The sequence below is a fragment of the Bosea sp. Tri-49 genome, from assembly GCF_003952665.1.
In the GTDB taxonomy this organism is placed as follows: Bacteria; Pseudomonadota; Alphaproteobacteria; order Rhizobiales; family Beijerinckiaceae; genus Allobosea.
Window position 1 is genome coordinate 1,707,184 of the sequence record NZ_CP017946.1, and the last position, 19,603, is coordinate 1,726,786.

Below are 19,603 nucleotides of genomic sequence, written 5' to 3' on the forward strand. Positions count from 1 at the left end.
CACGGCGTCCTGATTATGGTGATCCGCCAGGGATCATCCAAGGTACCGGCTCAGCCCGCCATGTGCCGCAGCCAGAGGGCGAGGTAGGCGCCCATGGAGGCGAGCGTCAAGGCCGCGACGATGATCTGCGCCGCCGGCATCACTGCACTGGCGTCGATCTCGAAGGATTTCGAGCCGAGCACCAGCGCGGCGAAAACGAGCTGTGCGGCGGTATTGAGCTTGCTGACGACGATCGGCGCGATCGTCACAGGCTTTTCCATCAGCCAGGACAGGATCACCGCCGTGATGATCATCAGGTCGCGCGAGACGACGACGATCACCAGCCAGACCGGGATGATGCCGACGATGGCGAGGGTGATGTAAATCGAGACGATCAGCGCCTTGTCAGCGAGCGGGTCGAGATAGGCGCCGAGCTCGCTCCTCATGTCGAAGCGCTTGGCGATGAAGCCGTCGACCGCATCGGAGATGCCGGCCGCGACGAAGAGGAAGAAGGCCTCGTCCCAGCGGCCGTTGACGATCATGACGATCACCAGCGGCACCAGGATCAGGCGGCCGATCGTGATCAGGTTCGGAAGCGTCATCGCGGGAAACCTGCCGACTGAATCGCATCTCAGGGTAGAACATGGGCGGGAGAAGTGCGAAACGCTTTCGCGGAAGGGCTTGCCCCCCGCCCTGCGCTTGCCTATTCGCTCGCGGCAGCAATGGAGCGAACACCGATGACGAAACCGGGCGCCAATGGGCTGACCTATGCGCAGGCGGGCGTCGACATCGATGCCGGCAACGCCATGGTCGACGCGATCAAGCCGCTGGTGCGCTCGACGCGCCGTCCAGGTGCCGACGCCGAGATCGGCGGCTTCGGCGGGTTGTTCGACCTGAAGGCCGCCGGCTTCATCGATCCGATCCTCGTCGCGGCCAATGACGGCGTCGGCACCAAGGTGAAGATCGCGATCGAAAGCGGCCGGCATTCGACCATCGGCATCGACCTCGTCGCCATGTGCGTCAACGACCTTGTGGTGCAAGGCGCCGAGCCTCTGCTCTTCCTCGACTATTACGCCACCGGCAAGCTCGACCCGAAGGCCGGTGTCGAGATCGTTCGCGGCATCGCCGAGGGCTGCCGCCAGGCCGGCTGCGCCCTGATCGGCGGAGAGACCGCCGAGATGCCGGGCATGTATGCCGGCAGCGACTACGACCTCGCGGGCTTCGCCGTCGGCGCGGCCGAACGCGGCACCCTGCTGCCGCGGGCCGACCTCGCCCCCGGCGACGTCGTCCTCGGCCTGCCCTCCTCGGGCGTGCATTCCAACGGCTATTCGCTGGTCCGCCGCATCGTCGCCCTCTCGGGCCTCGCCTGGGACGCCCCCGCCCCCTTCGCATCGGACAAGACGCTGGCCGAGGCGCTGCTGGAGCCGACCCGGATCTATGTGAAAAGCCTGCTGCAGGCGCTGAAGGCGGCGCCCGGGATCAAGGCGCTGGCCCACATCACCGGCGGCGGCTTCCCCGACAATATCCCGCGCGTCCTGCCCGACGATCTCGGCGTCGCGATCGACCTGCCGGCAATCCCTGTGCCGCCTGTGTTCGGCTGGCTCGCCAAGGTCGGCGGCGTTGCCGAGCGTGAGATGCTCCGCACCTTCAATTGCGGCATCGGCATGATCGTCGTCGCCGAGGCGGCTCAAGCCGATGCCGTCATGGCCGCACTGACCGAGGCCGGCGAAAAGCCGGTCCGGCTCGGCGTGGTTACGGCGCGCGGCGCCGACGAAGCCGTCGCCTATCGCGGCAAGCTCGCCCTGTGAGCGCGGCAGCGAGGCGGACGCGAACCGCGATCCTGATCTCTGGGCGCGGCTCGAATATGGTCGCGCTGATCGAGGCGGCCCAGGTCGCCGATTTCCCGGCTGAGATCGTGCTGGTCGCCGCCAACCTGCCGGAGGCCGGCGGGCTGGAGCGAGCGGCTGCCGCCGGCATTGCCACGGCCAGCGTCGACCACCGCCCATTCGGCAAGGACCGCGAGGCTTTCGAGCGCGCGCTCGACGAGGTGCTGCGGGCCAACCAGATCGAGCTCATCGCGCTCGCCGGCTTCATGCGGGTGCTGACGCCCTGGTTCGTGACGCGCTGGCAGGGCCGCCTGATCAATATCCACCCGTCGCTGCTGCCCGATTTCCGCGGCACGCACACCCATGCGCGAGCGCTGGAAGCGGGTGTCGCCGAGCATGGCTGCACGGTTCATTTCGTCGTGCCCGAGCTCGATGCCGGGCCGACCATCCTGCAAGCAAAGGTGCCGGTCCTGCCCGGCGACGACGAGGCGAGCCTGTCGGCGCGCGTGCTGGAGCAGGAGCACAAGATCTATCCGCAGGCACTGGCGCTTGTGGCGTCGGGTACCGTCAAGCTGGACGGGGTGGCGGTCGGCGTCTGAAGCCCAGCCGTCATTCTCGGCCGGAGCGAAGCGGAGAGCCGAGAATCTCAGGACCAGAAGGCACGGACCAATACCTCTTCCGGCCTGAGCTGCTCGGGCCCAGCCCGAGCATGACGAGCTTGATCCGCCTACTGCACTGCCACGGGCTCGCTCTGCAGGCTTGATTGCTCCATCGCCCGCCTCGCCGCGGCCTCCTGCTCCTCCTTCTGCCAGCGCCGGAACAGGTCGGCGCGGCGGGCCGGATAGCGCTCCTCGCGGGCGGTGAGCTCGGCGATGCGGTCGGTGCGGAAATGGCGGAAGGCCTGCCTGAGCTCGCACCAGGCGATGACGACGCGGACCCGGTCGAAGAAGGTCATGCCGATCGGCCAGATCATCCGCCGCGATTCGGCACCGGCCTCGTCGCGATAGGCGATGTCGAGCTTGCGGCCATTGCGGATCGCGGCCCGGATCGCGGCGGCGTCGACCTGGTCGACAATCGCGGAATCCTTGCAGTAGGCCGGCGCAAACAAGGCGCCGTCGAGCAGGATCGGGCGTAAGTGCGGCGGCAGCACCGCGGCGACTTTGGCAACGACGTCCTCGGCGGCCCGCGCCAGCGTCGGGTCGGCGCGCTCGGAGAGCCAGCGCATGCCGACCAGTACCGCCTCGATCTCGTCGGGCGAGAACATCAGTGGCGGCAGATCGAAGCCGGCGTCGAGGACATAGCCGATGCCGGCCTCGCCGCGCACGGGCACGCCCTGGCGCAGCAGGGCGGCGATGTCGCGATAGACAGTGCGGACCGAGACATCGAGCTCTGAGGCAAGGGTCTCGGCAGTGACAGGGCGACGCCTACGGCGCAGCCCCTGGATCAGATCGAGCAAGCGTTCAGCGCGCTGCATGGCGTGGTTCCGCTTAGAGGAAGATGGCGTAGAGTGATCTTGCTCTACTCGCCCTGACATTAAATGTCAGGAGTGTGGCAGCAGTGCATGCTGCATACTGAAACGTATTGGCTGGGGGAACAAATGCTGGAGCTTCACGTGTTCGGGCCCGCCTTCGGCCAGCCCGACCCCAGCCCGTTCTGCATGAAGGGCATCATCCTGATGGAGATGTCCGGCCTGCCCTACAGGCGGGTTCGCGGCAATCTGCAGAAGGCGCCGAAGGGTAAGTTCCCGGTGCTGCGCGACGGGGACAAGATCGTGCCTGACACGACCTTCATCCGACTGTACCTTGAACAGGCGCACGGGGTCGACTTCGACAAGGGCCTGTCGGCCGAGCAGCGCGGCACTGCCTGGGCCGTCGAGAAGATGCTCGAAGACCACATGTATTGGATGGTGGTGCAGGAACGCTGGGCCAATCCCGCCAATTTCGATCGCGGGCCGCGGCGCTTCTTCGATGCCGTGCCAGCGCCGTTGCGGCCGCTGGTCGTCGCCATGATCAAGCGCCAGGTCCGCCGCAGCCTGCACGGCCACGGCATCGGTCGACACAGTGATGCGGAGCGGCTTGCGCTGGCGAAGCGGGCGCTGGAAGCGCTCGCCGGCATTCTCGGCGGGAACCCCTATCTTACCGGCCCCGATCCGAGCGGCGCCGACGCGACGCTCGGCGCCTTCATGATCGCCGGGCTGTGCGAGATCTTCGACTCGCCCCTGCGTGGCGCACTGCAGGAGCACGCCAACCTGGTTGCTTATGCCGGGCGGATGCGCGAGCGCTATTTCAGCGCCGACGCAGCGAGCGCGGCATGAGCCGCCATGCTCTCAGGGCCGCTTCAGCTTGCAGCGGTCGATGAAGTCGTAGCCCTTCTCGCGGGCCGAATCGTTGAAATAGCCGGTGTCGCGGAAGGCCTGGAGCTCGTCCTTGGTCATGGCGTTGACCGTGCCCTTGGCGTAGCAGCTGCACGGGGTGTGCACCGCCTCGCGCGTCGTGTTCATCAGACGCGACTGGGTGATCAGGCAGGCGTCGAAGGCACGCAGCTGGATCATGTAGGGCGTCAGGTTCTTCGCCGTCGGGTCCGGCGCCGGCAGGGAGCTCGTGCTGCCCGCGGCCATCGCGGCGCCGGCGGACATAAGCAAGGACATTCCAGCAGCCCAAACGACCGCCCCAACCCGCCGCTTCATCATCACTTGCGTTGTCCGTTTCCGCGGCTGAGCCCGGGGAGACTCCCGAATCTCCCCTCGACAGGCTGTGCCGTCGCGCGGCGCGGATGGTCCACAGCGGCATCGAAAAAGCAATGACGCAAAGGTCACACCGCCTTGCGAATCCAGACCTTGTTGTCGTGGAAGGCGGCACCGCCATAGGGCGCCGGCGAATCCGCCCCGGTGATGGTGTTGATGCCACGGCCGCCGCGATGGGCACCGTTCGGCCAGATCGATTCGGCGATGACGACGCCACGCACCAGCCCATCGAACAAGACCGCGTCGAGCTCGACCGTGCCGCGCTGGTTGCCGACGGTGACATGGTCGCCAGCGGCGATGCCGAGGGCGCCCGCATCGTCCGGATGCAGCATCAGCGTCGGCGCGCCCTCTTTCTTTTTCGCGGTCGGCGTCTCGGTGAAGCTCGAGTTGAGGAAGTTGCGCGCCGGGCTGGTGGCGAGCCGGAACGGATGCTCCTCATCGGCCGCTTCGATCACACCCCAATGATCGGGTAGCGAGGGCAGCGCCGCGTGCGGGCCGACGAGACCGGCATTGCTGTTCGGGACCTTGGTCCAATCCGGCTTGAAGCGGAACTTGCCGTCGCGCCAGCCGAAGCCGTTGAGATAATGCGCTGTCTCAAAATCTGGCTGCACGTCGAGGAAATCATTGGCAACCAGCTCGTCGAGTGTACCGCGGCCGGTCTCCTGCAAGGTCCAGTCGACAATCTCGCGCGGGGTCATCGTGAAACCGCGGTGCTCGGCGCCGAGACGCTGCGACAGGGCGCAGATCACCTCATGGTTCGAGCGGCACTCACCCGGCGGGTCGACGAGCTTGCCGCCCCACATGATGTGCTGGTGGCCACCGCCCTGATAGAGATCGTCATGCTCCATGAACTGCGTCGCCGGCAGCACGATGTCGGCCATCAGCGCGGTCTCGGTCATGAACTGCTCATGCACGACGGTGAAGAGGTCGTCGCGGGCAAAGCCGCGCTTCACCAGCTCCTGCTCGGGCGCGACCGTCACCGGATTGGTGTTCTGGATGAACAGCGCCTTGACCGGCCGGCCTTGGCGCAACGCGTCGGGATCTCCGGTCAGCACGCGGCCGATCTGCGACTGGTCGAGCTGGCGGACATTGCGGTCGATCTTGTCGAGCCCCTCGATCAGGCCCTTGCGCCATTTGTAGATGCCGCTGTTCGAGTGGAAGGCGCCGCCGCCTTCGTACTGCCAGGCGCCAGTCACGGTCGGGATGCAGGAGGCGGCGTGGATGTTGACCGCGCCGTTGCGCTGGCGGGCGAAGCCATAGCCGAGGCGGAAGAAGCTCTTCTTGCGCGTTCCGACCAGGGCAGCGAATTCCTCGATCTCGGCGACTGAGAGGCCGGTGATCGCCGCCGCCCATTCCGGCGTGCGGGTCGCGAGATGCGCTTCGAGTTCGTCTGGAGCATCGGCGAAGCGGGCGAGGTAATCGCGGTCGGCATGGCCATCGCGGAACAGCACGTGCATGACGGCACAGGCGAGCGCACCGTCCGTACCGGGCTTGAGCACGAGCGGCAGATCGGCCTGGTCGAGCGTGGCATTGCGGTAGATGTCGATCGCGACGATCTTGGCGCCGCGCTCCTTCCGCGCCTTGACGGCGTGGTGCATGACGTTGACCTGGGTGTGCACGGCATTGGTGCCCCAGATCACGACGCAGTCCGATTTCGCCATCTCGCGTGGGTCCGGCCCCGCGAGCCTGCCGGTGCCAGCGATGAAGCCGGTCCAGGCCGTGGTGGTGCAGATCGTCGAGTACTGGCCGGAATAGCGCTTGGCGTGGCGCAGGCGATTGATGCCGTCGCGCATCACCAGCCCCATGGTGCCGGCATAGTAATAAGGCCAGACCGCCTCGCTGCCGTGCTCGGCCTCGATCGCCAGGAAACGCCCTGCGATCTCGTCCAGAGCCTCGTCCCAGGAGATGCGCTCGAAGGCGCCCGAGCCCTTTGGCCCGACGCGCCGCAGCGGATGGAGCAGCCGGTCGGGGTGATGGATGCGCTCGGCGTAACGGGCGACCTTCGCGCAGATCACGCCGTCGGTGTAGCTCTGGCGCTTGTTGCCGCGGACCCGGCCAATCGTCCTGCCGTCGATGACCTCGACCTCGAGCGAACAGGCCGAAGGGCAGTCATGCGGGCAGACCGAGGGCAGGCGCGCGATGCGGGGAAGCTCTGTCATGCTTCCTTCCTAGAACAGGTCCAGTGTCCACGGAAGCGGGGTGGTTGCATTGCCAGGCTGCAACCGGGCAAGGTGCCATTTCCGGCGGCTGGGGATTCGGCCGGGCCATCAGCCATACGAGCAGCGATGTCGCAGGCAGCCGCTCGTCAACTCCGGATTAAGACTAATGATTCAGTTTGCACGTATCCGAGTAGTCCAAGGCGCCCTGGCGCCGGAGTTCTGACGATGCGTTGCGTTGCGTTCCTTGCCGGCCTTGCGGCCGCCTGTCTTTCCCTGGCGCTGAGCGCCCCGGCGAAGGCACAATCCTCGCAGTATAGCCAGTACACCTCGCCCCAGCCGGTACAGAACTGGCACCTGACGCTCGGCGCCGGCCTGCGCTACCAGCCCGACTATATGGGCTCGAACGACTACGTCTTCCGGCCGCGGCCGATCATCTCGCTGGGGCGCGGTACCAAGAGCACCTGGTGGACCTCCGAGGACGATGCGATCAGCATCGGCTTCTTCTCGGGCCAAGCCTGGCGCGTCGGCTTCTCCGGCAACCTGCTCTGGGAGCGCAAGGCCGACACCAACGTGGCCCTGCGTGTCATGGGCGTGCCGGACACCAAGTTCGGCGCCGAGGCCGGCGCCTTTGTCGAATTCTACCCGACCTCATGGATGCGCGCCCGCGTCGACCTGCGCCGCGGCATCGTCGCCCATGATGCGATGGTGGCGGAGGCCAAGGTCGACGTCTTCCAGCGCATCGGCGCCTGGTCGCTCGGCGTCGGCCCGCGCATGACGATCGTCGGCTCCGACTATATCCGCACCTATTTCGGCAGCACCGTCGCCGGCAATGGAGGCATCCTGCAGCGCTACAATGCCGGCGTGCATTCGGTCGGCGCGATCGCGCAGGCCACCTATCACTGGTCCGACAAGCTGCAAACCACTGCCTATGTCGAGTACAAGCACCTGATGGGCGACGCGGCCAAGGCGCCGATCGTCAAGGCCTTCGGCGATCGCGACTCTGTCACCTTCGGCATCTCGGCGAGCTACGCCTTCGACCTCGGCTTTTGACCTTTCCGTCATTGCGAGCGTAGCACAGCAATCCAGACCAGCGCCTTACCCTCTCCTGGATTGCTTCGTCGCTCGCGCTCCTCGCAACGACGTAGCCACAAACGAAAAAGGGCGGGTCCATCGGACCCGCCCTTCTCGTTTCAGGGGAATGAAAACCGGCTCAGCCGACGATCTCGTTGCCCGCGAAGAACTGCGCGATCTCGATCGCGGCGGTCTCCGGCGCGTCCGAGCCATGCACGGTGTTCTCGCCGACCGACTGGGCGAAGAGCTTGCGGACGGTGCCGTCGGCGGCATTGGCCGGGTTGGTCGCGCCCATCACCTCACGGTACTTGGCGATGCCGTCCTCGCCTTCGAGGACCTGCACGACGACCGGGCCGGAGGTCATGAACTCGACGAGCTCGCCGAAGAAGGGCCGCTCCTTGTGGACGGCGTAGAAGGTCTGCGCCTGCTCCGTGGTCATCTGGATGCGCTTCTGCGCGACGATGCGCAGGCCGGCCTTCTCGATGACCGCGTTGACCGCGCCAGTGAGATTGCGCTTCGTCGCATCGGGCTTGAGAATGGAGAAGGTACGCTGGACAGCCATCGTTATTATCCTTGGGGCAAAACTGGGAATGCGGCGCGCTTATAGCGGCGCCCTCCCCGTGCCACAAGGCTGAGGCGCACCTTGCGGGCTCACGATCCGCCGTTATGATCTAGGCCATGATCGCCGCGACGGCCCTCGTAATCCTGATGTCGACGCACCTGGAAGGGTGTGCGGGATCAGCATTGCGCTAAGCGCGCCGCGATCATCCCCCACGAACCCTGCCGCGGCGAGCAGGGTTCGATGGAATTCAGCTCTCCCGGTTGCCTCGGAGAGCCGACATGACATTTGGAAGAGATGAGTATCCCGATCAGTTGGAACATCCGGCTGGTTCCAGCCAGCTATTGATCCGGGCTGTGTGTGGCGATGATCTGGAAGCGCTGACGGCGCTGGTCAATCTGCCGGGCTTTCGCGCCGGGACCTTGCGCCTGCCCTATCAAAGGGCTGAAGTGACGCGGCGCTGGCTGGAGGATCCGGATACCGAGGGGCTCAACATCGTCGCACTCCGCGACGGCGGGCTGATCGGCCAGGCCGGCTTTGCGCGCTATCGCGGCCGGCGGGCGCATGCCGGCTATATCGGCATCGGCGTGCATGACGATCATCACGGCACCGGCGTCGGCACGGCGCTGCTCGGCGAGATCGTCGACGCCGCGGACAATTGGTTCGGCCTGAAGCGGCTCGAGCTGACGGTCTACGCCGACAATGCGGCGGCGATCGCGCTCTACCGCAAGTTCGGCTTCGAACCGGAAGGGCTTCTGCGCGCCTACGCTTTCCGCGCCGGCGCCTATGCCGATGCGCTCACGATGGCGCGGCTGCGTGCCTGAACCTCAGTGCCGGGTCAGGAAGCGACGTGCCTCGCGCAGCGCCTCGGCGACCTCGTCGCGGTTCATCTCCAGCGCCAGCTCGCTGCGATGGGCGGCGGCGCGGGCGCAGCCCTTGGCGAAGGCGACGTTGAACCAGGTCTGCGCGGCGACGAGGTCGACCGGGCCGGAACGGCCGGACGCATGCATCAGGCCCAGCTCGTAATAGGCGTCGGCGGAGGCTTCCACCGGGATCGCCAGCGAGGCCGGGATCGCGCTCATTTCCATGCGTGCCATGACAATTACCCCTGTTTTCCTTCGATGCTGGCCCGTTTTGAGGCCGCGGCTTGTGAGGAGAGGTTCGTGCCGGGCGGTAAAAGACTCCGCTAAAATTTGAGATGAACCGAAGCTCAACGAGTCGCAAACGAGCAGTTAAAGCAAGATTCGATTCAGGCTCGCATGTCGAATTTTTCAATGATTACAACGGGCTCTTGATTCGACCTCGGCGGAGGCGTCAACTCCGGATTCACCTTGCCCCAAGGTCATCGAAGCCGCTGCGACCGCGCGAGATGGCATCTTGAAGCCGACGCAGGCTCGGATATAGTTTATATCTGAACCATATGGCGACGCAGATCGCCACAACCGAGGAGGAACGCCATGGCCATTCGCCTGACTATGACTGCCGCCGGCCTGCTGCTCGCTTTCGCCGTTCCCGCTTCGGCTCAGGACGTCACCGGCACCTGGCTGCGCGACACCGGCGCATCCAAAGTCCGCTTCACCAAATGCGGCGAGGCGATGTGCGGCACGATCTCCTGGCTCAAGGAGACAAGCGGCCCGGCCAAGATCGGCCAACGCATCTTCTACGACATGAAGCCATCCAGCGCCGGCAAGTGGAGCGGCAGCGCCTTCAACCCGGAGGACGGCAAGACCTATTCCGGCACCATGACGCTCTCCGGCGACACGCTGACCACCGCCGGCTGCGTCTTCGGCGGGATGATCTGCCGCTCGGTGAAGTGGTCGCGCAGCAACTGAAACAACGGCGCTCGCCAACCACACCCGTCATGGTCGGGCTTGTCCCGACCATCCACGTCTTCCTTCACCAAGGACGGTGTTCAAGACGTGGATGCTCGCCACAAGGGCGAGCATAACGGCAGCGGGTTTGGGCAGCGTCAGCGCGCCTTCTGGCCGAACAGAACAGCCTTTTCCTCGGGCGTGCTGATGCCGGCCGGGTTGCGCAGTTCCTCGGCGACTTTGAGCCCGCGCTGGACCGCGGGGCGCGCCAGGACGGAATCGAGCCAGCGCCCGACATTCGGGAACTGCTTGATGTCCTGGCCCTGGCGCTCCCAGCCGCGGGCCCAGCCGACGCAGGCCATGTCGGCGATCGAATAGTCGTCGCAGATGTAGTCGCGGCCTTCGAGGCGCTTGTTCAAGACACCGTAAAGACGGTTCGCCTCGTTGGTGTAGCGGTCGATCGCGTAAGGCACCTTCTCCGGCGCATAGATACGGAAGTGGTGGGTCTGGCCGAGCATAGGGCCGAAGCCGCCCATCTGCCAGAACAGCCACTCGTCGACCGCGACGCGGCCGCGCTCGTCGGCCGGGTAGAACTTCCCGGTCTTGCGGCCGAGATATTGCAGGATCGCGCCGGATTCGAAGACCGAGATCGGCTTGCCGTCCGGCCCGTCGGGATCGACGATCGCCGGCATGCGGTTGTTCGGCGAAATCGCCAGGAATTCCGGCTTGAACTGGTCGCCCTTGCCGATGTTCACGGGGATGATGGTGTAGGGCAGCCCGGCTTCCTCGAGCATGATGGTGATCTTCCAGCCGTTCGGCGTCGGCCAGTAGTGGAGATCGATCGGCTTGCCCTGCACTGCTGACATGTCCCAGTCCTCGCGGGTTGTTACGGGTCGCCGAGACATCTAGGTCTCGACCGGCACTCCTGTAAGAACCAGTCCCGCGCGCTCCACGCGGACGCGGCATGCAGACTGCGCGGTCACAGCTCCAGCTTGAAGCCCTCATGGCTCTGGTCGAAGCCGAGACGACGGTAGAAGCGGTGCGCCGCCTCGCGTGACTTGTTCGAGGTGAGCTCGACCAGGCCGGCGCCGCTCTGGCGGGCGAAGGCGACGGCATGAGCGACCATGGCCTCGCCGATGCGCCGGCCTCGCAAGGCCGGATCGACATGGACGCTTTCGAGCTTGGCGCGCTTGCGGCCGCGATTGATCAGGCCGGGTATGAGCGTGACCTGCAAGGTACCGACCACCTCGCCGTCGAGCTCGGCGACGAAGAGCGTGTTGTGCGGGCTGGCTGCGACCTCGTCGAAGGCGTCGAGATAGGATGGGTGGCTCGCCTCCGCCGCAATCTCCTCCTCGCAGCGCGACTGCTTGGCCGCGCCCTGCATGATCAGCGTGGCAATCCGCGCGGCATCCTCGCGGCGCGCTTCGCGCATGGTTACATTGGCGAGAGCGGCTGCCTCGGTCATCATCGTCTCCGTCGGGAATTTGCCAGGCGAATTCTCAGATCGTCACCAGGCGCTTGGCCATGATCAACGTGTTTGGGGTGTCCTCGCGCCCATCGAAACGGGCCTGGCGCTGCAGGAAGAAGCCCATGCGCTCATAGAAGGCGATCGCCAGCTCATTCTGACTTTCGACCTCCAGCCGCGCCACCGGCGCATCGGGAAAGCAGGCAAGCGCCACCTGCAGAAGCGTGCGCCCGATGCCTTCCCCCTGCCGGGCCGGCGAGACATAGAGCCGTGTCAGCATCGCTGCCCGGTCCGGCTCCCGGCGAGCCGAAGCCGTGCCGACGACCTCCTCGCCCAGGAGCGCGACCAGGAAGACACCGCTGTCGCGGCCTAGCTGGGCCGCGAGCGCATCGAGCGAGTGCCAGGCATTTGTGATCTGCGCGACACGCTGCCAGCCATAGATGCCGTCATAGGCATCGTGCCAGGTCTCGACCAAAAGCGAGCGGACCGCCGGCAGATCGGCGGCGAGCGCATCGCGAATGATCAAGTCCTTTGGCGTCACTCGATGCCTAGTTTCTTCTTCAGAATCTCGTTCAGCGCCTGCGGATTGGCCTTGCCGCCCGAGGCCTTCATCGCCTGGCCGACGAACCAGCCGAGCATGGTCGGCTTCAGCTTGACCTGCTCGACCTTGTCCGGATTGGCGGCGATGATCTCGTCGACCGCCTTCTCAATCGCGCCGGTGTCGGTGACCTGCTTCATGCCGCGGGCCTCGACGATCTCGCGTGGGTCGCCACCTTCGGTCCAGAGGATCTCGAACAGGTCCTTGGCGATCTTGCCGGAGATGACACTCTCGCCGATCAGGTCGACGAGGCCGCCGAGCTGCGCTGCCGAGACGGGCGAAGCCACAACATCCTTGCCTTCCTTGTTGAGGCGGCCGAACAGCTCGTTGATCACCCAGTTGGCTGCGGCCTTGCCGTCGCGGCCCTTGGCGACAGCCTCGAAATAATCAGCCTGCTCGCGCTCGGCGACGAGTACCGAGGCGTCGTAGGGCGAAAGCCCGTACTGCGAGATGAAGCGGTCCTTCTTGGCGTCCGGCAGCTCGGGCAGATGCGCCTTCAGCTCGGCGATGAAGGCATCATCGAATTCGAGCGGCAGCAGGTCGGGGTCCGGGAAGTAGCGATAATCGTGCGCCTCCTCCTTGGAGCGCAGCGAGCGGGTCTCGCCCTTGGCGGGATCGTAGAGCCGCGTCTCCTGGTCGATCGTGCCGCCATCCTCGATGATGCCGATCTGGCGACGGGCCTCGACCTCGATCGCCTGACCGATGAAGCGGATCGAGTTGACGTTCTTGATCTCGCAGCGCGTGCCGAGCGGCCCGCCCACCTTGCGGACGGAGACGTTGACGTCGGCGCGCAGGTTGCCCTTCTCCATGTCGCCGTCGCAGGAACCGATATAGCGCAGGATGGTGCGCAGCTTGGAGACATAGGCCTTGGCCTCGTCGGCCGAGCGCAGATCCGGCTTGGAGACGATCTCCATCAACGCGACGCCCGAGCGGTTGAGATCGACGAAGCTCATGGTCGGATGCTGGTCATGCATCGACTTGCCGGCGTCCTGCTCAAGATGCAGGCGCTCGATGCCAACGCTGATCTGCTCGGTCGGCGAGAGATCGACCGCGATCTCGCCCTCGCCAACGACGGGGTACTTATACTGGCTGATCTGGTAGCCCTGCGGCAGATCTGGGTAGAAATAATTCTTGCGGTCGAAGACCGAGCGCTTGTTGATCGCGGCGTTGAGGCCGAGCCCGGTGCGGACTGCCTGGCGCACGCATTCCTCGTTGATCACCGGCAGCATGCCCGGCATCGCCGCGTCGACCAGGCTGACATGGGCATTCGGCTCGCCACCGAATGCCGTCGAGGAGCCGGAGAACAGCTTGGCGTTCGAGGTGACCTGCGCATGGATTTCGAGACCGATCACGATCTCCCAGTCGCCGGTCGCGCCCTTGATCAGCTTCTTCGGGTCGGCGGGACGGACATGCGCATTCATAAGATGACTTCCACGAGGTGTTGCTACTGACGCAGGCGCGCGCGTCCCTCAGGTAGAGCTTCGGCCCGCCGCCATCAAGCATCCGTGATCCGGTTTCGCTGGGCTCGAAGCGCCAATGACCGGCCACCGATGAAAAAAGCGCCAAAATTGTCGAGTGAAGAAACTTGACAATCGTCAGTCTGATGGGGTTGTTGCGCAATCGGCCGGAAACCGTGAAGGTTGCGCCGCGCCCGCATTTTCGGAGTTTCACATGATCCGCCGCTCCAGCCGGGCCATCGCCGCCCTGGCGGTCCTGCTTCCGGCCCTGTCCGCCGAGGCGCTCGCTCAAGGCGCCCCGCCGGCTCCGCCCGTCACGGTCGCCACGCCGCTCGCCAAGCGCGTCACCAACTGGGACGAGTTCACCGGTCGCTTCGAGGCCAGCGAACAGGTCGAGGTCCGGGCCCGCGTCTCCGGTTTCCTCGATTCGGTCCATTTCCGCGACGGCGACCTGGTCAAGGCCGGCGACCTGCTGTTCACCATCGACCAGCGGCCCTACAAGCTCGCCGTCGACGCCTCCAGGGCCGAAGTCGCCCGCGCCAAGGCGCAGGTCGACCTCAACCAGAACGAGGTCGAGCGCGCCGAGGCGCTGACGCAGAACCGCACCATCACCGCCCGCGACATCGACCAGCGCCGCGCCAACCTCAACGGCGCCATCGCCAGCCAGCAGGCGGCTGAGGCCAATCTGAAGACGGCCGAGCTCAATTTGGAATGGACACAGGTGCGTGCGCCGCTCGCCGGCCGTGTCTCGAACAAGCGGGTCGACCAGGGCAACCTGATCGCCGGCGGCCAATCGGGCGCAACGCTGCTGACCACCATCGTGGCGGTCGATCCAATCAAGTTCGTCTTCGACACCTCCGAGGCCGACTATCTTCGCTATGCGAAGTCGCAGGATTTGCGGAAGCCCGGCACGCCGGTACGCGTGCGGCTTTCGAGCGAAACCAAATGGGACCGGGAAGGCAAGATCGACTTCGTCGACAACGCACTGAACGCTCGTTCGGCGACGATCCGCACCCGCGCCGTCTTCCCGAATGCCGACGGGCAGCTGACGCCGGGAACCTTCGGACGGCTGCGGCTCTTCGCCGGCGAAGGCGACGCGTTGCTGGTGCCGGATGCCGTCATCGTCTCCGACCAGGCCAACAAGATCGTGCTGACGGTCGGCGCGGACAACAAGGTGGTGCCGAAGCCGGTTCAGCTCGGCGCGATCAGCGACGGGCTACGCGTCATCACGAGCGGCCTCACATCGAGCGACAAGGTGATCGTCAACGGCATCGCCAATCCGATGGTGCGGCCGGGCGTCGCGGTGACGCCGCAGCCGACCGAGATCAAGGCCGCCGCAGCTAACTGAAGGCCTCAATAGGCCACTTCAAGAGTGGACGGCATATTCCGTCCGCCCTGCCCTCTTTGGCCAGGACCAAAGCATGTTCCGCTTCGCCCATTTCTTCATCGACCGACCGATCTTCGCGACCGTGCTCTCGGTGCTGCTGACGATCGCCGGCGCCATCACCCTGCGCACCCTGCCGATCGCGGAATATCCCGAGATCGCGCCGCCGACCGTGACGATCACTGCGAACTATCCGGGCGCCTCGGCGGAGGTCGTCGCCTCGACGGTCGCCGCGCCGATCGAGCAGGAAGTCAACGGCGTCGACGACATGCTCTACATCTCGTCGCAATCGACCGGCGACGGACGCGTCACGATCAACGTCGTCTTCAAGGCCGGCACTGACGTCGACCAGGCTCAGGTTTTGGTGCAGAACCGCGTCTCGGCCGCCGAGCCGCGGCTGCCGCAGGAGGTGCGCACGCTCGGCCTGCAGGTCCGCAAGGCCTCGCCAGACTTCCTGATGGTCATCCACATGCTGTCGCCCGACGGCACGCGTGACCAGCAATACGTCTCGAACTACACGACGCTCAACGTCAAGGACGTGCTCACTCGTGTCGAGGGCGTCGGCGACGTCCAGGTCTTCGGCGCACGCGATTATTCGATGCGCGTCTGGCTCGATCCGGCCAAGGTCGCGGCACGCAACCTCACCGCGGGCGACGTCGTCGCCGCGATCCGCGCTGCCAACATCCAGGTCGCGGCGGGTGCGATCAACCAGCCGCCGGCGAAGTCGGACGGGGCTTTCCAGCTCTCGGTCAACACGCTCGGGCGCCTCACCAGCATCGACGAGTTCTACAATATCGTCGTCCGCTCGGATGCCGATGGCGGCACGATCCGCGTGCGCGACGTCGCCCGCGTCGAGCTCGGCGCGCAGGATTACCTCTCCAATTCCTATCTCGACAACAAGGAAGCCGTTGCGATCGGCGTCTTCCAGCGCCCGGGGACGAACGCGCTCGCGGCCTCGGAGGCCCTCATCAAGACGATGCAGGAGCTGTCGAAGAACTTCCCGGCCGGCGTCGAGCACACCATCGTCTACAACCCGACGGAGTTCATCAGGGAATCCGTCTCGGCCGTGGTGACGACGCTGCTCGAGGCGATCGTGCTCGTCGTGATCGTGGTGATCCTGTTCCTGCAGACCTGGCGCGCCGCGATCATCCCGATCATCGCGATCCCGGTCTCGCTGGTCGGCACCTTCCTGATCATGAGCGCGGTCGGAATCTCCTTCAACACGATCTCGCTCCTGGCGCTCGTGCTGGCGATCGGCATCGTCGTCGACGACGCGATCGTCGTGGTCGAGAACGTCGAGCGCTACCTCGCGCAAGGAATGAGCGCTGTCGACGCGGCGCACAAGACCATGGACGAGGTCGGCGGCGCCCTGCTCGCGATCGCGCTCGTGCTCTGCGCCGTGTTCATCCCGACCGCTTTCATCACCGGCCTGCAAGGCACGTTCTACCAGCAGTTCGCGGTGACGATCGCAGCCTCGACGGCGATCTCGTGCTTCGTCTCGCTGACCCTGTCGCCGGCCCTGGCGGCGATCCTCCTGAAGCCGCACAGCCATGAAGAGCCTAAGGGCTTCCTGGCGGTGCTGAGCGCACCGCTGCGCTGGTTCTTCAAGTACTTCAACAAGGGCTTCGACTGGCTCTCGCACGCCTATGGTGCGGTGACCTCGCGCCTGATCCGCTTCGGCGTCGTCATGCTGCTGATCTATGCCGCGCTGATCGCGGTCGCCGGCCGGCAACTCGCCGTGGTTCCGACGGGCCTCGTGCCGCAGCTCGACCGTGGTTACTTCATCGCTGTCTTCCAGCTGCCGGCCGGCTCGTCGCTGCCGCGCACCGACGCGGTCATCCGCAAGGCAACCGACATCCTGCTGTCGCGGCCGGGTGTCGCCCATGCCGTCGCCTTCGCCGGCCTCGACGGCGCAACCTTCACGCTTGCGCCCAACGCCGGCGTTGCCTTCGTCACGCTCACCGACTTCAAGGAGCGGGCCAAGCAGGGGCTTACCACCCAAGGTATCCTCAACGACCTGCGCACGCAGTTGTTCTCGATCGGCGAGGCCTTTGCCTTGATCGTCGAGCCCCCGGCCGTCCCAGGCATCGGCACCGGCGGCGGTCTCAAGGGCTATGTCCAGGATCGCGGCGGCAAGGGCCTGGCGGCGCTGGAAGGCGCGACCTGGGCCGTGGCCGGAACGGCGGGCCAGACGCCCGGCATCCAGCAGCCCTTCACGCTGTTCTCGACCAGGACGCCGCAGATTTACGCCGACATCGACCGCACCAAGGCCGAGATGCTCGGTGTCCCTGTGACGCGCGTGTTCGAGACGCTGTCGATCTATATGGGCTCAGCCTATGTCAACGACTTCAATATCCTCGGCCGCACCTTCCGCGTAACGGCGCAGGCCGATAATCCCCAGCGGCTCGACATCCGCGACGTCGCCGACCTGAAGACGCGCAATGCCGATGGCGAGATGGTTCCGATCGGTTCCGTCGCGACCTTCGCCGATACGACGGGTGCCTATCGCGTGCCGCGCTACAACCTCTATCCGGCGGCCGAGGTGCAGATGTCGATGGCGCGCGGCTACTCGACCGGCCAGGGTATTGCGGCGGTGGAGAAGATCGCAGCCCAGGTGCTGCCGGCCGGCTTCGGCTTCGAATGGACCGAGATCGCGTTGCAGGAGAAGCTTGCCGGCAACACCGCGATCATCGCCTTCGGCCTCGCGGTGGTGTTCGTCTTCCTGCTACTGGCGGCGCTCTACGAGAGCTGGACCTTGCCGCTCGCCGTCATCCTGATCGTGCCGATGTGTATCCTCGCGGCGATGATCGGCGTCGGCTACAAGGACTTCGACCGCAACGTGCTTGTCGATATCGGCCTCGTCGTGCTCGTCGGCCTCGCGGCGAAGAACGCGATCCTGATCGTCGAGTTCGCCAAGCAGGCTGAGGACGAGGGCATGAGCCGGCGCGATGCCGCGATCGCTGCGGCCAAGACCCGGTTGCGGCCGATCCTGATGACCTCGCTCGCCTTCATCCTGGGCGTGCTGCCGCTGACGATCTCGATCGGCGCCGGTGCAGAGATGCGCCAGGTGCTCGGCATCGCGGTGTTCTCGGGCATGATCGGCGTCACCGCCTTCGGCCTGCTGTTCACCCCGGTGTTCTACGTCGTGGTGCGCTGGCTCGCCTCGCTCGGCGGCAAGAAGAAGCCGGCCGAACCAAAACAGGCCACGCCGCAGGCGCACTGATACGGCGCTGGCAATGATGATGACCCTCACCATCCTGATCGGCGTGGTGGGGGTCATCGCTTGTTTCGGTGGCTACAAGGTCTGGATAGAAGAACAGCGCCTGCGCCGGGCAGAGTTCATCCGACATTATCGCTGGCCGCGCGGCCTGCTGGACAAGCTCGCGGCTCATCATGAGGGCTTCACGCGCAAGGAGACCGCCTTGGTCTCCGAGGGCCTCAGGCAGTTCTTCCTGGCCTATCTCAACTCCGGACGGCGCGACGTCGCTATGCCGTCGCAGGTCGCGGACGATCTCTGGCACGAGTTCATCCTCTACACCCGCGATTATGGCCGGTTCTGCAATCAGGCCTTCGGGCGCTTCCTGCATCACACGCCAGCGGTCGCCCTGCGCGAGGACGCGCCCCGTGACAACTCGGCCCTGCGCCGCGTCTGGTGGCAGTGCTGCCAGGACGAGAATATCGACCCGGAACGACCGACGCGTTTGCCGCTGCTCTTCGCCCTCGATGCCAAGCTCAAGATCGCCAACGGCTTCGTCTACGTCCCGGATTGCGAGGAACTACGTCGAAACGGCGATCGTGGAACCCAATGTGCGGGAGATTTTGCGCATCAATCCTCCAGCTGCAGTGGCGGTGGTGGCGGATGCAGCAGTGGCGACAGCTCCGACAGCGGCGGGGGCGACAGTGGTGGTTGCGGCGGAGGCGGCGGCGACTGAGCCGCGGCTTAGTTCTGCTTGATCTTGGAGCCCTTGATCACGACGTCGGAGCTCGCCGTCGCATTGATCTTGCCGCTCGCCCGGATCGTCACGTCCTTGCCCTTGAGATCGACCGAGCCGTCCTTCTTCAGGTTGAGTTCCGCCGAGCCGGCATCGAGCAGGATGCTGTCGGCAGCTTTCACCACGAGCGCCTTGCCGCTGGCGATCGCGAACTCCTTGCTGCTGTCGAGATCGATGCTGACCGCCGCCGCGACCTCGAAAGCGCGGGTCGACAGGCTGATCTGGCGATTGGCGTTCATGGTCAGCGCAGTACCAGCGAAAACGCCGATGCTCGTTCCCGCGGTCGTCCGCATGCCGGCGCCGACATTGACGACATAAGCCGAGCCGACCGCCGTCCGGAAATTGCTTCCGACGGTCAGCGCCAATTCAGCACCAACACTGATCGTGCAGGTGCCACCGACGGTGATCGACAGCCCGGCCGGAGCCGTGATCGCGACCGTGCCACCCCGCCCGACATTGACCGCCTGCAGCAAGGCTGCGAGTTGCGCTTCAAGCGCGGCGATGCGCCGGTTCAAGGCCTCGACTTCCGGCGTCGCCATCAGCCCATCCCCTTCTTTTT

The 19,603-nt window shown here is 65.7% G+C and carries 20 protein-coding genes; 9 read left to right on the forward strand and 11 right to left on the reverse strand.

Annotated elements, in window-relative coordinates:
- Window positions 1-50: 50 nt before the first annotated feature.
- Window positions 51-581 carry a CDP-alcohol phosphatidyltransferase family protein gene (locus BLM15_RS08410; RefSeq protein ID WP_126112129.1) on the reverse strand — a complete coding sequence of 177 codons (531 nt, stop codon included), beginning with the start codon at window positions 579-581 and terminating at the stop codon, window positions 51-53.
- A 135-nt stretch (window positions 582-716) separates the two neighbouring features.
- On the opposite strand from BLM15_RS08410, the gene purM reads away from it, so the two are divergent.
- Window positions 717-1,787, forward strand: a complete 1,071-nt coding sequence (purM, locus tag BLM15_RS08415; protein ID WP_126112130.1) for a phosphoribosylformylglycinamidine cyclo-ligase — start codon at window positions 717-719, stop codon at window positions 1,785-1,787.
- Window positions 1,784-2,404 carry a phosphoribosylglycinamide formyltransferase gene (gene purN / locus BLM15_RS08420; RefSeq protein WP_126112132.1) on the forward strand — a complete coding sequence of 207 codons (621 nt, stop codon included), beginning with the start codon at window positions 1,784-1,786 and terminating at the stop codon, window positions 2,402-2,404. The genes purM and purN overlap by 4 nt, the downstream gene beginning before the upstream one ends.
- A 128-nt stretch (window positions 2,405-2,532) precedes the next feature.
- Here purN and BLM15_RS08425 read toward each other — a convergent pair whose 3' ends face one another.
- Window positions 2,533-3,279, reverse strand: coding sequence for a helix-turn-helix transcriptional regulator (locus BLM15_RS08425; RefSeq protein WP_126112134.1), 747 nt, complete (start codon window positions 3,277-3,279; stop codon window positions 2,533-2,535).
- Window positions 3,280-3,402: 123 nt separating this feature from the next.
- Here BLM15_RS08425 and BLM15_RS08430 point away from each other — a divergent pair, with 123 nt between their 5' ends.
- A complete protein-coding gene (locus BLM15_RS08430) occupies window positions 3,403-4,119 on the forward strand; it encodes a glutathione S-transferase family protein (protein ID WP_126112136.1) in 717 nt (238 codons plus the stop codon).
- Window positions 4,120-4,131: 12 nt separating this feature from the next.
- Here the strand turns inward: BLM15_RS08430 and BLM15_RS08435 are convergent, their stop codons facing one another.
- Entirely contained in the window at window positions 4,132-4,452 is a 321-nt protein-coding gene (locus BLM15_RS08435) for a hypothetical protein (protein ID WP_129267015.1), read from the reverse strand.
- Window positions 4,453-4,616: 164 nt separating this feature from the next.
- Entirely contained in the window at window positions 4,617-6,707 is a 2,091-nt protein-coding gene (locus BLM15_RS08440; protein ID WP_126112140.1) for a molybdopterin-containing oxidoreductase family protein, read from the reverse strand.
- Window positions 6,708-6,932: 225 nt separating this feature from the next.
- Here BLM15_RS08440 and BLM15_RS08445 point away from each other — a divergent pair, with 225 nt between their 5' ends.
- On the forward strand, window positions 6,933-7,757 hold the full coding sequence (locus BLM15_RS08445) for a MipA/OmpV family protein (protein WP_164547441.1): 825 nt from the start codon (window positions 6,933-6,935) through the stop codon (window positions 7,755-7,757).
- Window positions 7,758-7,917: 160 nt separating this feature from the next.
- On the opposite strand, the gene ndk is transcribed toward BLM15_RS08445, so the two are convergent.
- Window positions 7,918-8,340 (reverse strand): nucleoside-diphosphate kinase, encoded by a 423-nt coding sequence (ndk, locus tag BLM15_RS08450; protein WP_126112144.1) that lies wholly within the window; start codon window positions 8,338-8,340, stop codon window positions 7,918-7,920.
- A 278-nt stretch (window positions 8,341-8,618) separates the two neighbouring features.
- On the opposite strand from ndk, the gene BLM15_RS08455 reads away from it, so the two are divergent.
- Window positions 8,619-9,161: a GNAT family N-acetyltransferase gene (locus BLM15_RS08455; protein ID WP_126112146.1), complete on the forward strand. Its 543-nt coding sequence runs from the start codon at window positions 8,619-8,621 to the stop codon at window positions 9,159-9,161.
- Window positions 9,162-9,164: 3 nt separating this feature from the next.
- Here the strand turns inward: BLM15_RS08455 and BLM15_RS08460 are convergent, their stop codons facing one another.
- Window positions 9,165-9,434: an SEL1-like repeat protein gene (locus BLM15_RS08460; protein ID WP_126112148.1), complete on the reverse strand. Its 270-nt coding sequence runs from the start codon at window positions 9,432-9,434 to the stop codon at window positions 9,165-9,167.
- Between the two features lie 360 nt (window positions 9,435-9,794).
- Between BLM15_RS08460 and BLM15_RS08465 the strand changes: the two genes are divergently transcribed.
- Window positions 9,795-10,169, forward strand: a complete 375-nt coding sequence (locus BLM15_RS08465; protein WP_126112150.1) for a DUF2147 domain-containing protein — start codon at window positions 9,795-9,797, stop codon at window positions 10,167-10,169.
- 137 nt (window positions 10,170-10,306) lie between these two features.
- On the opposite strand, the gene BLM15_RS08470 is transcribed toward BLM15_RS08465, so the two are convergent.
- The 4 genes from BLM15_RS08470 to gatB all read right to left on the reverse strand — a co-directional run bounded on the left by BLM15_RS08470 (window position 10,307) and on the right by gatB (window position 13,632).
- Window positions 10,307-11,014: a glutathione S-transferase N-terminal domain-containing protein gene (locus BLM15_RS08470; protein WP_126112152.1), complete on the reverse strand. Its 708-nt coding sequence runs from the start codon at window positions 11,012-11,014 to the stop codon at window positions 10,307-10,309.
- Between the two features lie 113 nt (window positions 11,015-11,127).
- Entirely contained in the window at window positions 11,128-11,613 is a 486-nt protein-coding gene (locus tag BLM15_RS08475) for a GNAT family N-acetyltransferase (protein ID WP_236846613.1), read from the reverse strand.
- Between the two features lie 34 nt (window positions 11,614-11,647).
- Window positions 11,648-12,154, reverse strand: coding sequence for a GNAT family N-acetyltransferase (locus BLM15_RS08480; RefSeq protein ID WP_164547442.1), 507 nt, complete (start codon window positions 12,152-12,154; stop codon window positions 11,648-11,650).
- Window positions 12,151-13,632 (reverse strand): Asp-tRNA(Asn)/Glu-tRNA(Gln) amidotransferase subunit GatB, encoded by a 1,482-nt coding sequence (gatB, locus tag BLM15_RS08485; RefSeq protein ID WP_126112158.1) that lies wholly within the window; start codon window positions 13,630-13,632, stop codon window positions 12,151-12,153. Before gatB ends, BLM15_RS08480 begins: the two co-directional genes overlap by 4 nt.
- A 250-nt stretch (window positions 13,633-13,882) precedes the next feature.
- On the opposite strand from gatB, the gene BLM15_RS08490 reads away from it, so the two are divergent.
- The 3 genes from BLM15_RS08490 to BLM15_RS08500 all read left to right on the forward strand — a co-directional run bounded on the left by BLM15_RS08490 (window position 13,883) and on the right by BLM15_RS08500 (window position 18,984).
- Window positions 13,883-15,016, forward strand: a complete 1,134-nt coding sequence (locus BLM15_RS08490) for an efflux RND transporter periplasmic adaptor subunit (RefSeq protein WP_126112160.1) — start codon at window positions 13,883-13,885, stop codon at window positions 15,014-15,016.
- A 73-nt stretch (window positions 15,017-15,089) separates the two neighbouring features.
- Window positions 15,090-18,275, forward strand: coding sequence for an efflux RND transporter permease subunit (locus tag BLM15_RS08495; RefSeq protein WP_126112162.1), 3,186 nt, complete (start codon window positions 15,090-15,092; stop codon window positions 18,273-18,275).
- Window positions 18,276-18,288: 13 nt separating this feature from the next.
- Window positions 18,289-18,984, forward strand: a complete 696-nt coding sequence (locus BLM15_RS08500) for a glycine-rich domain-containing protein (protein WP_126112164.1) — start codon at window positions 18,289-18,291, stop codon at window positions 18,982-18,984.
- Between the two features lie 8 nt (window positions 18,985-18,992).
- On the opposite strand, the gene BLM15_RS08505 is transcribed toward BLM15_RS08500, so the two are convergent.
- Complete coding sequence (locus BLM15_RS08505) at window positions 18,993-19,583, reverse strand: DUF2345 domain-containing protein (protein WP_126112166.1); 591 nt, start codon at window positions 19,581-19,583, stop codon at window positions 18,993-18,995.
- Between the last annotated feature and the right edge of the window lie 20 nt (window positions 19,584-19,603).

Excerpts from the sequence above, each read along its gene's own strand:
- BLM15_RS08410 (WP_126112129.1), bottom strand. The coding sequence starts at position 581 with ATGACGCTTCCGAACCTGATCACGATCGGCCGCCTGATCCTGGTGCCG.
- purM (WP_126112130.1), top strand. The coding sequence starts at position 717 with ATGACGAAACCGGGCGCCAATGGGCTGACCTATGCGCAGGCGGGCGTC.
- BLM15_RS08425 (WP_126112134.1), bottom strand. The coding sequence starts at position 3,279 with ATGCAGCGCGCTGAACGCTTGCTCGATCTGATCCAGGGGCTGCGCCGT.
- BLM15_RS08430 (WP_126112136.1), top strand. The coding sequence starts at position 3,403 with ATGCTGGAGCTTCACGTGTTCGGGCCCGCCTTCGGCCAGCCCGACCCC.
- BLM15_RS08435 (WP_129267015.1), bottom strand. The coding sequence starts at position 4,452 with ATGTCCTTGCTTATGTCCGCCGGCGCCGCGATGGCCGCGGGCAGCACG.
- BLM15_RS08440 (WP_126112140.1), bottom strand. The coding sequence starts at position 6,707 with ATGACAGAGCTTCCCCGCATCGCGCGCCTGCCCTCGGTCTGCCCGCAT.
- BLM15_RS08445 (WP_164547441.1), top strand. The coding sequence starts at position 6,933 with ATGCGTTGCGTTGCGTTCCTTGCCGGCCTTGCGGCCGCCTGTCTTTCC.
- ndk (WP_126112144.1), bottom strand. The coding sequence starts at position 8,340 with ATGGCTGTCCAGCGTACCTTCTCCATTCTCAAGCCCGATGCGACGAAG.
- BLM15_RS08455 (WP_126112146.1), top strand. The coding sequence starts at position 8,619 with ATGACATTTGGAAGAGATGAGTATCCCGATCAGTTGGAACATCCGGCT.
- BLM15_RS08460 (WP_126112148.1), bottom strand. The coding sequence starts at position 9,434 with ATGGCACGCATGGAAATGAGCGCGATCCCGGCCTCGCTGGCGATCCCG.
- BLM15_RS08465 (WP_126112150.1), top strand. The coding sequence starts at position 9,795 with ATGGCCATTCGCCTGACTATGACTGCCGCCGGCCTGCTGCTCGCTTTC.
- BLM15_RS08470 (WP_126112152.1), bottom strand. The coding sequence starts at position 11,014 with ATGTCAGCAGTGCAGGGCAAGCCGATCGATCTCCACTACTGGCCGACG.
- BLM15_RS08475 (WP_236846613.1), bottom strand. The coding sequence starts at position 11,613 with ATGACCGAGGCAGCCGCTCTCGCCAATGTAACCATGCGCGAAGCGCGC.
- gatB (WP_126112158.1), bottom strand. The coding sequence starts at position 13,632 with ATGAATGCGCATGTCCGTCCCGCCGACCCGAAGAAGCTGATCAAGGGC.
- BLM15_RS08490 (WP_126112160.1), top strand. The coding sequence starts at position 13,883 with ATGATCCGCCGCTCCAGCCGGGCCATCGCCGCCCTGGCGGTCCTGCTT.
- BLM15_RS08495 (WP_126112162.1), top strand. The coding sequence starts at position 15,090 with ATGTTCCGCTTCGCCCATTTCTTCATCGACCGACCGATCTTCGCGACC.
- BLM15_RS08500 (WP_126112164.1), top strand. The coding sequence starts at position 18,289 with ATGATGATGACCCTCACCATCCTGATCGGCGTGGTGGGGGTCATCGCT.
- BLM15_RS08505 (WP_126112166.1), bottom strand. The coding sequence starts at position 19,583 with ATGGCGACGCCGGAAGTCGAGGCCTTGAACCGGCGCATCGCCGCGCTT.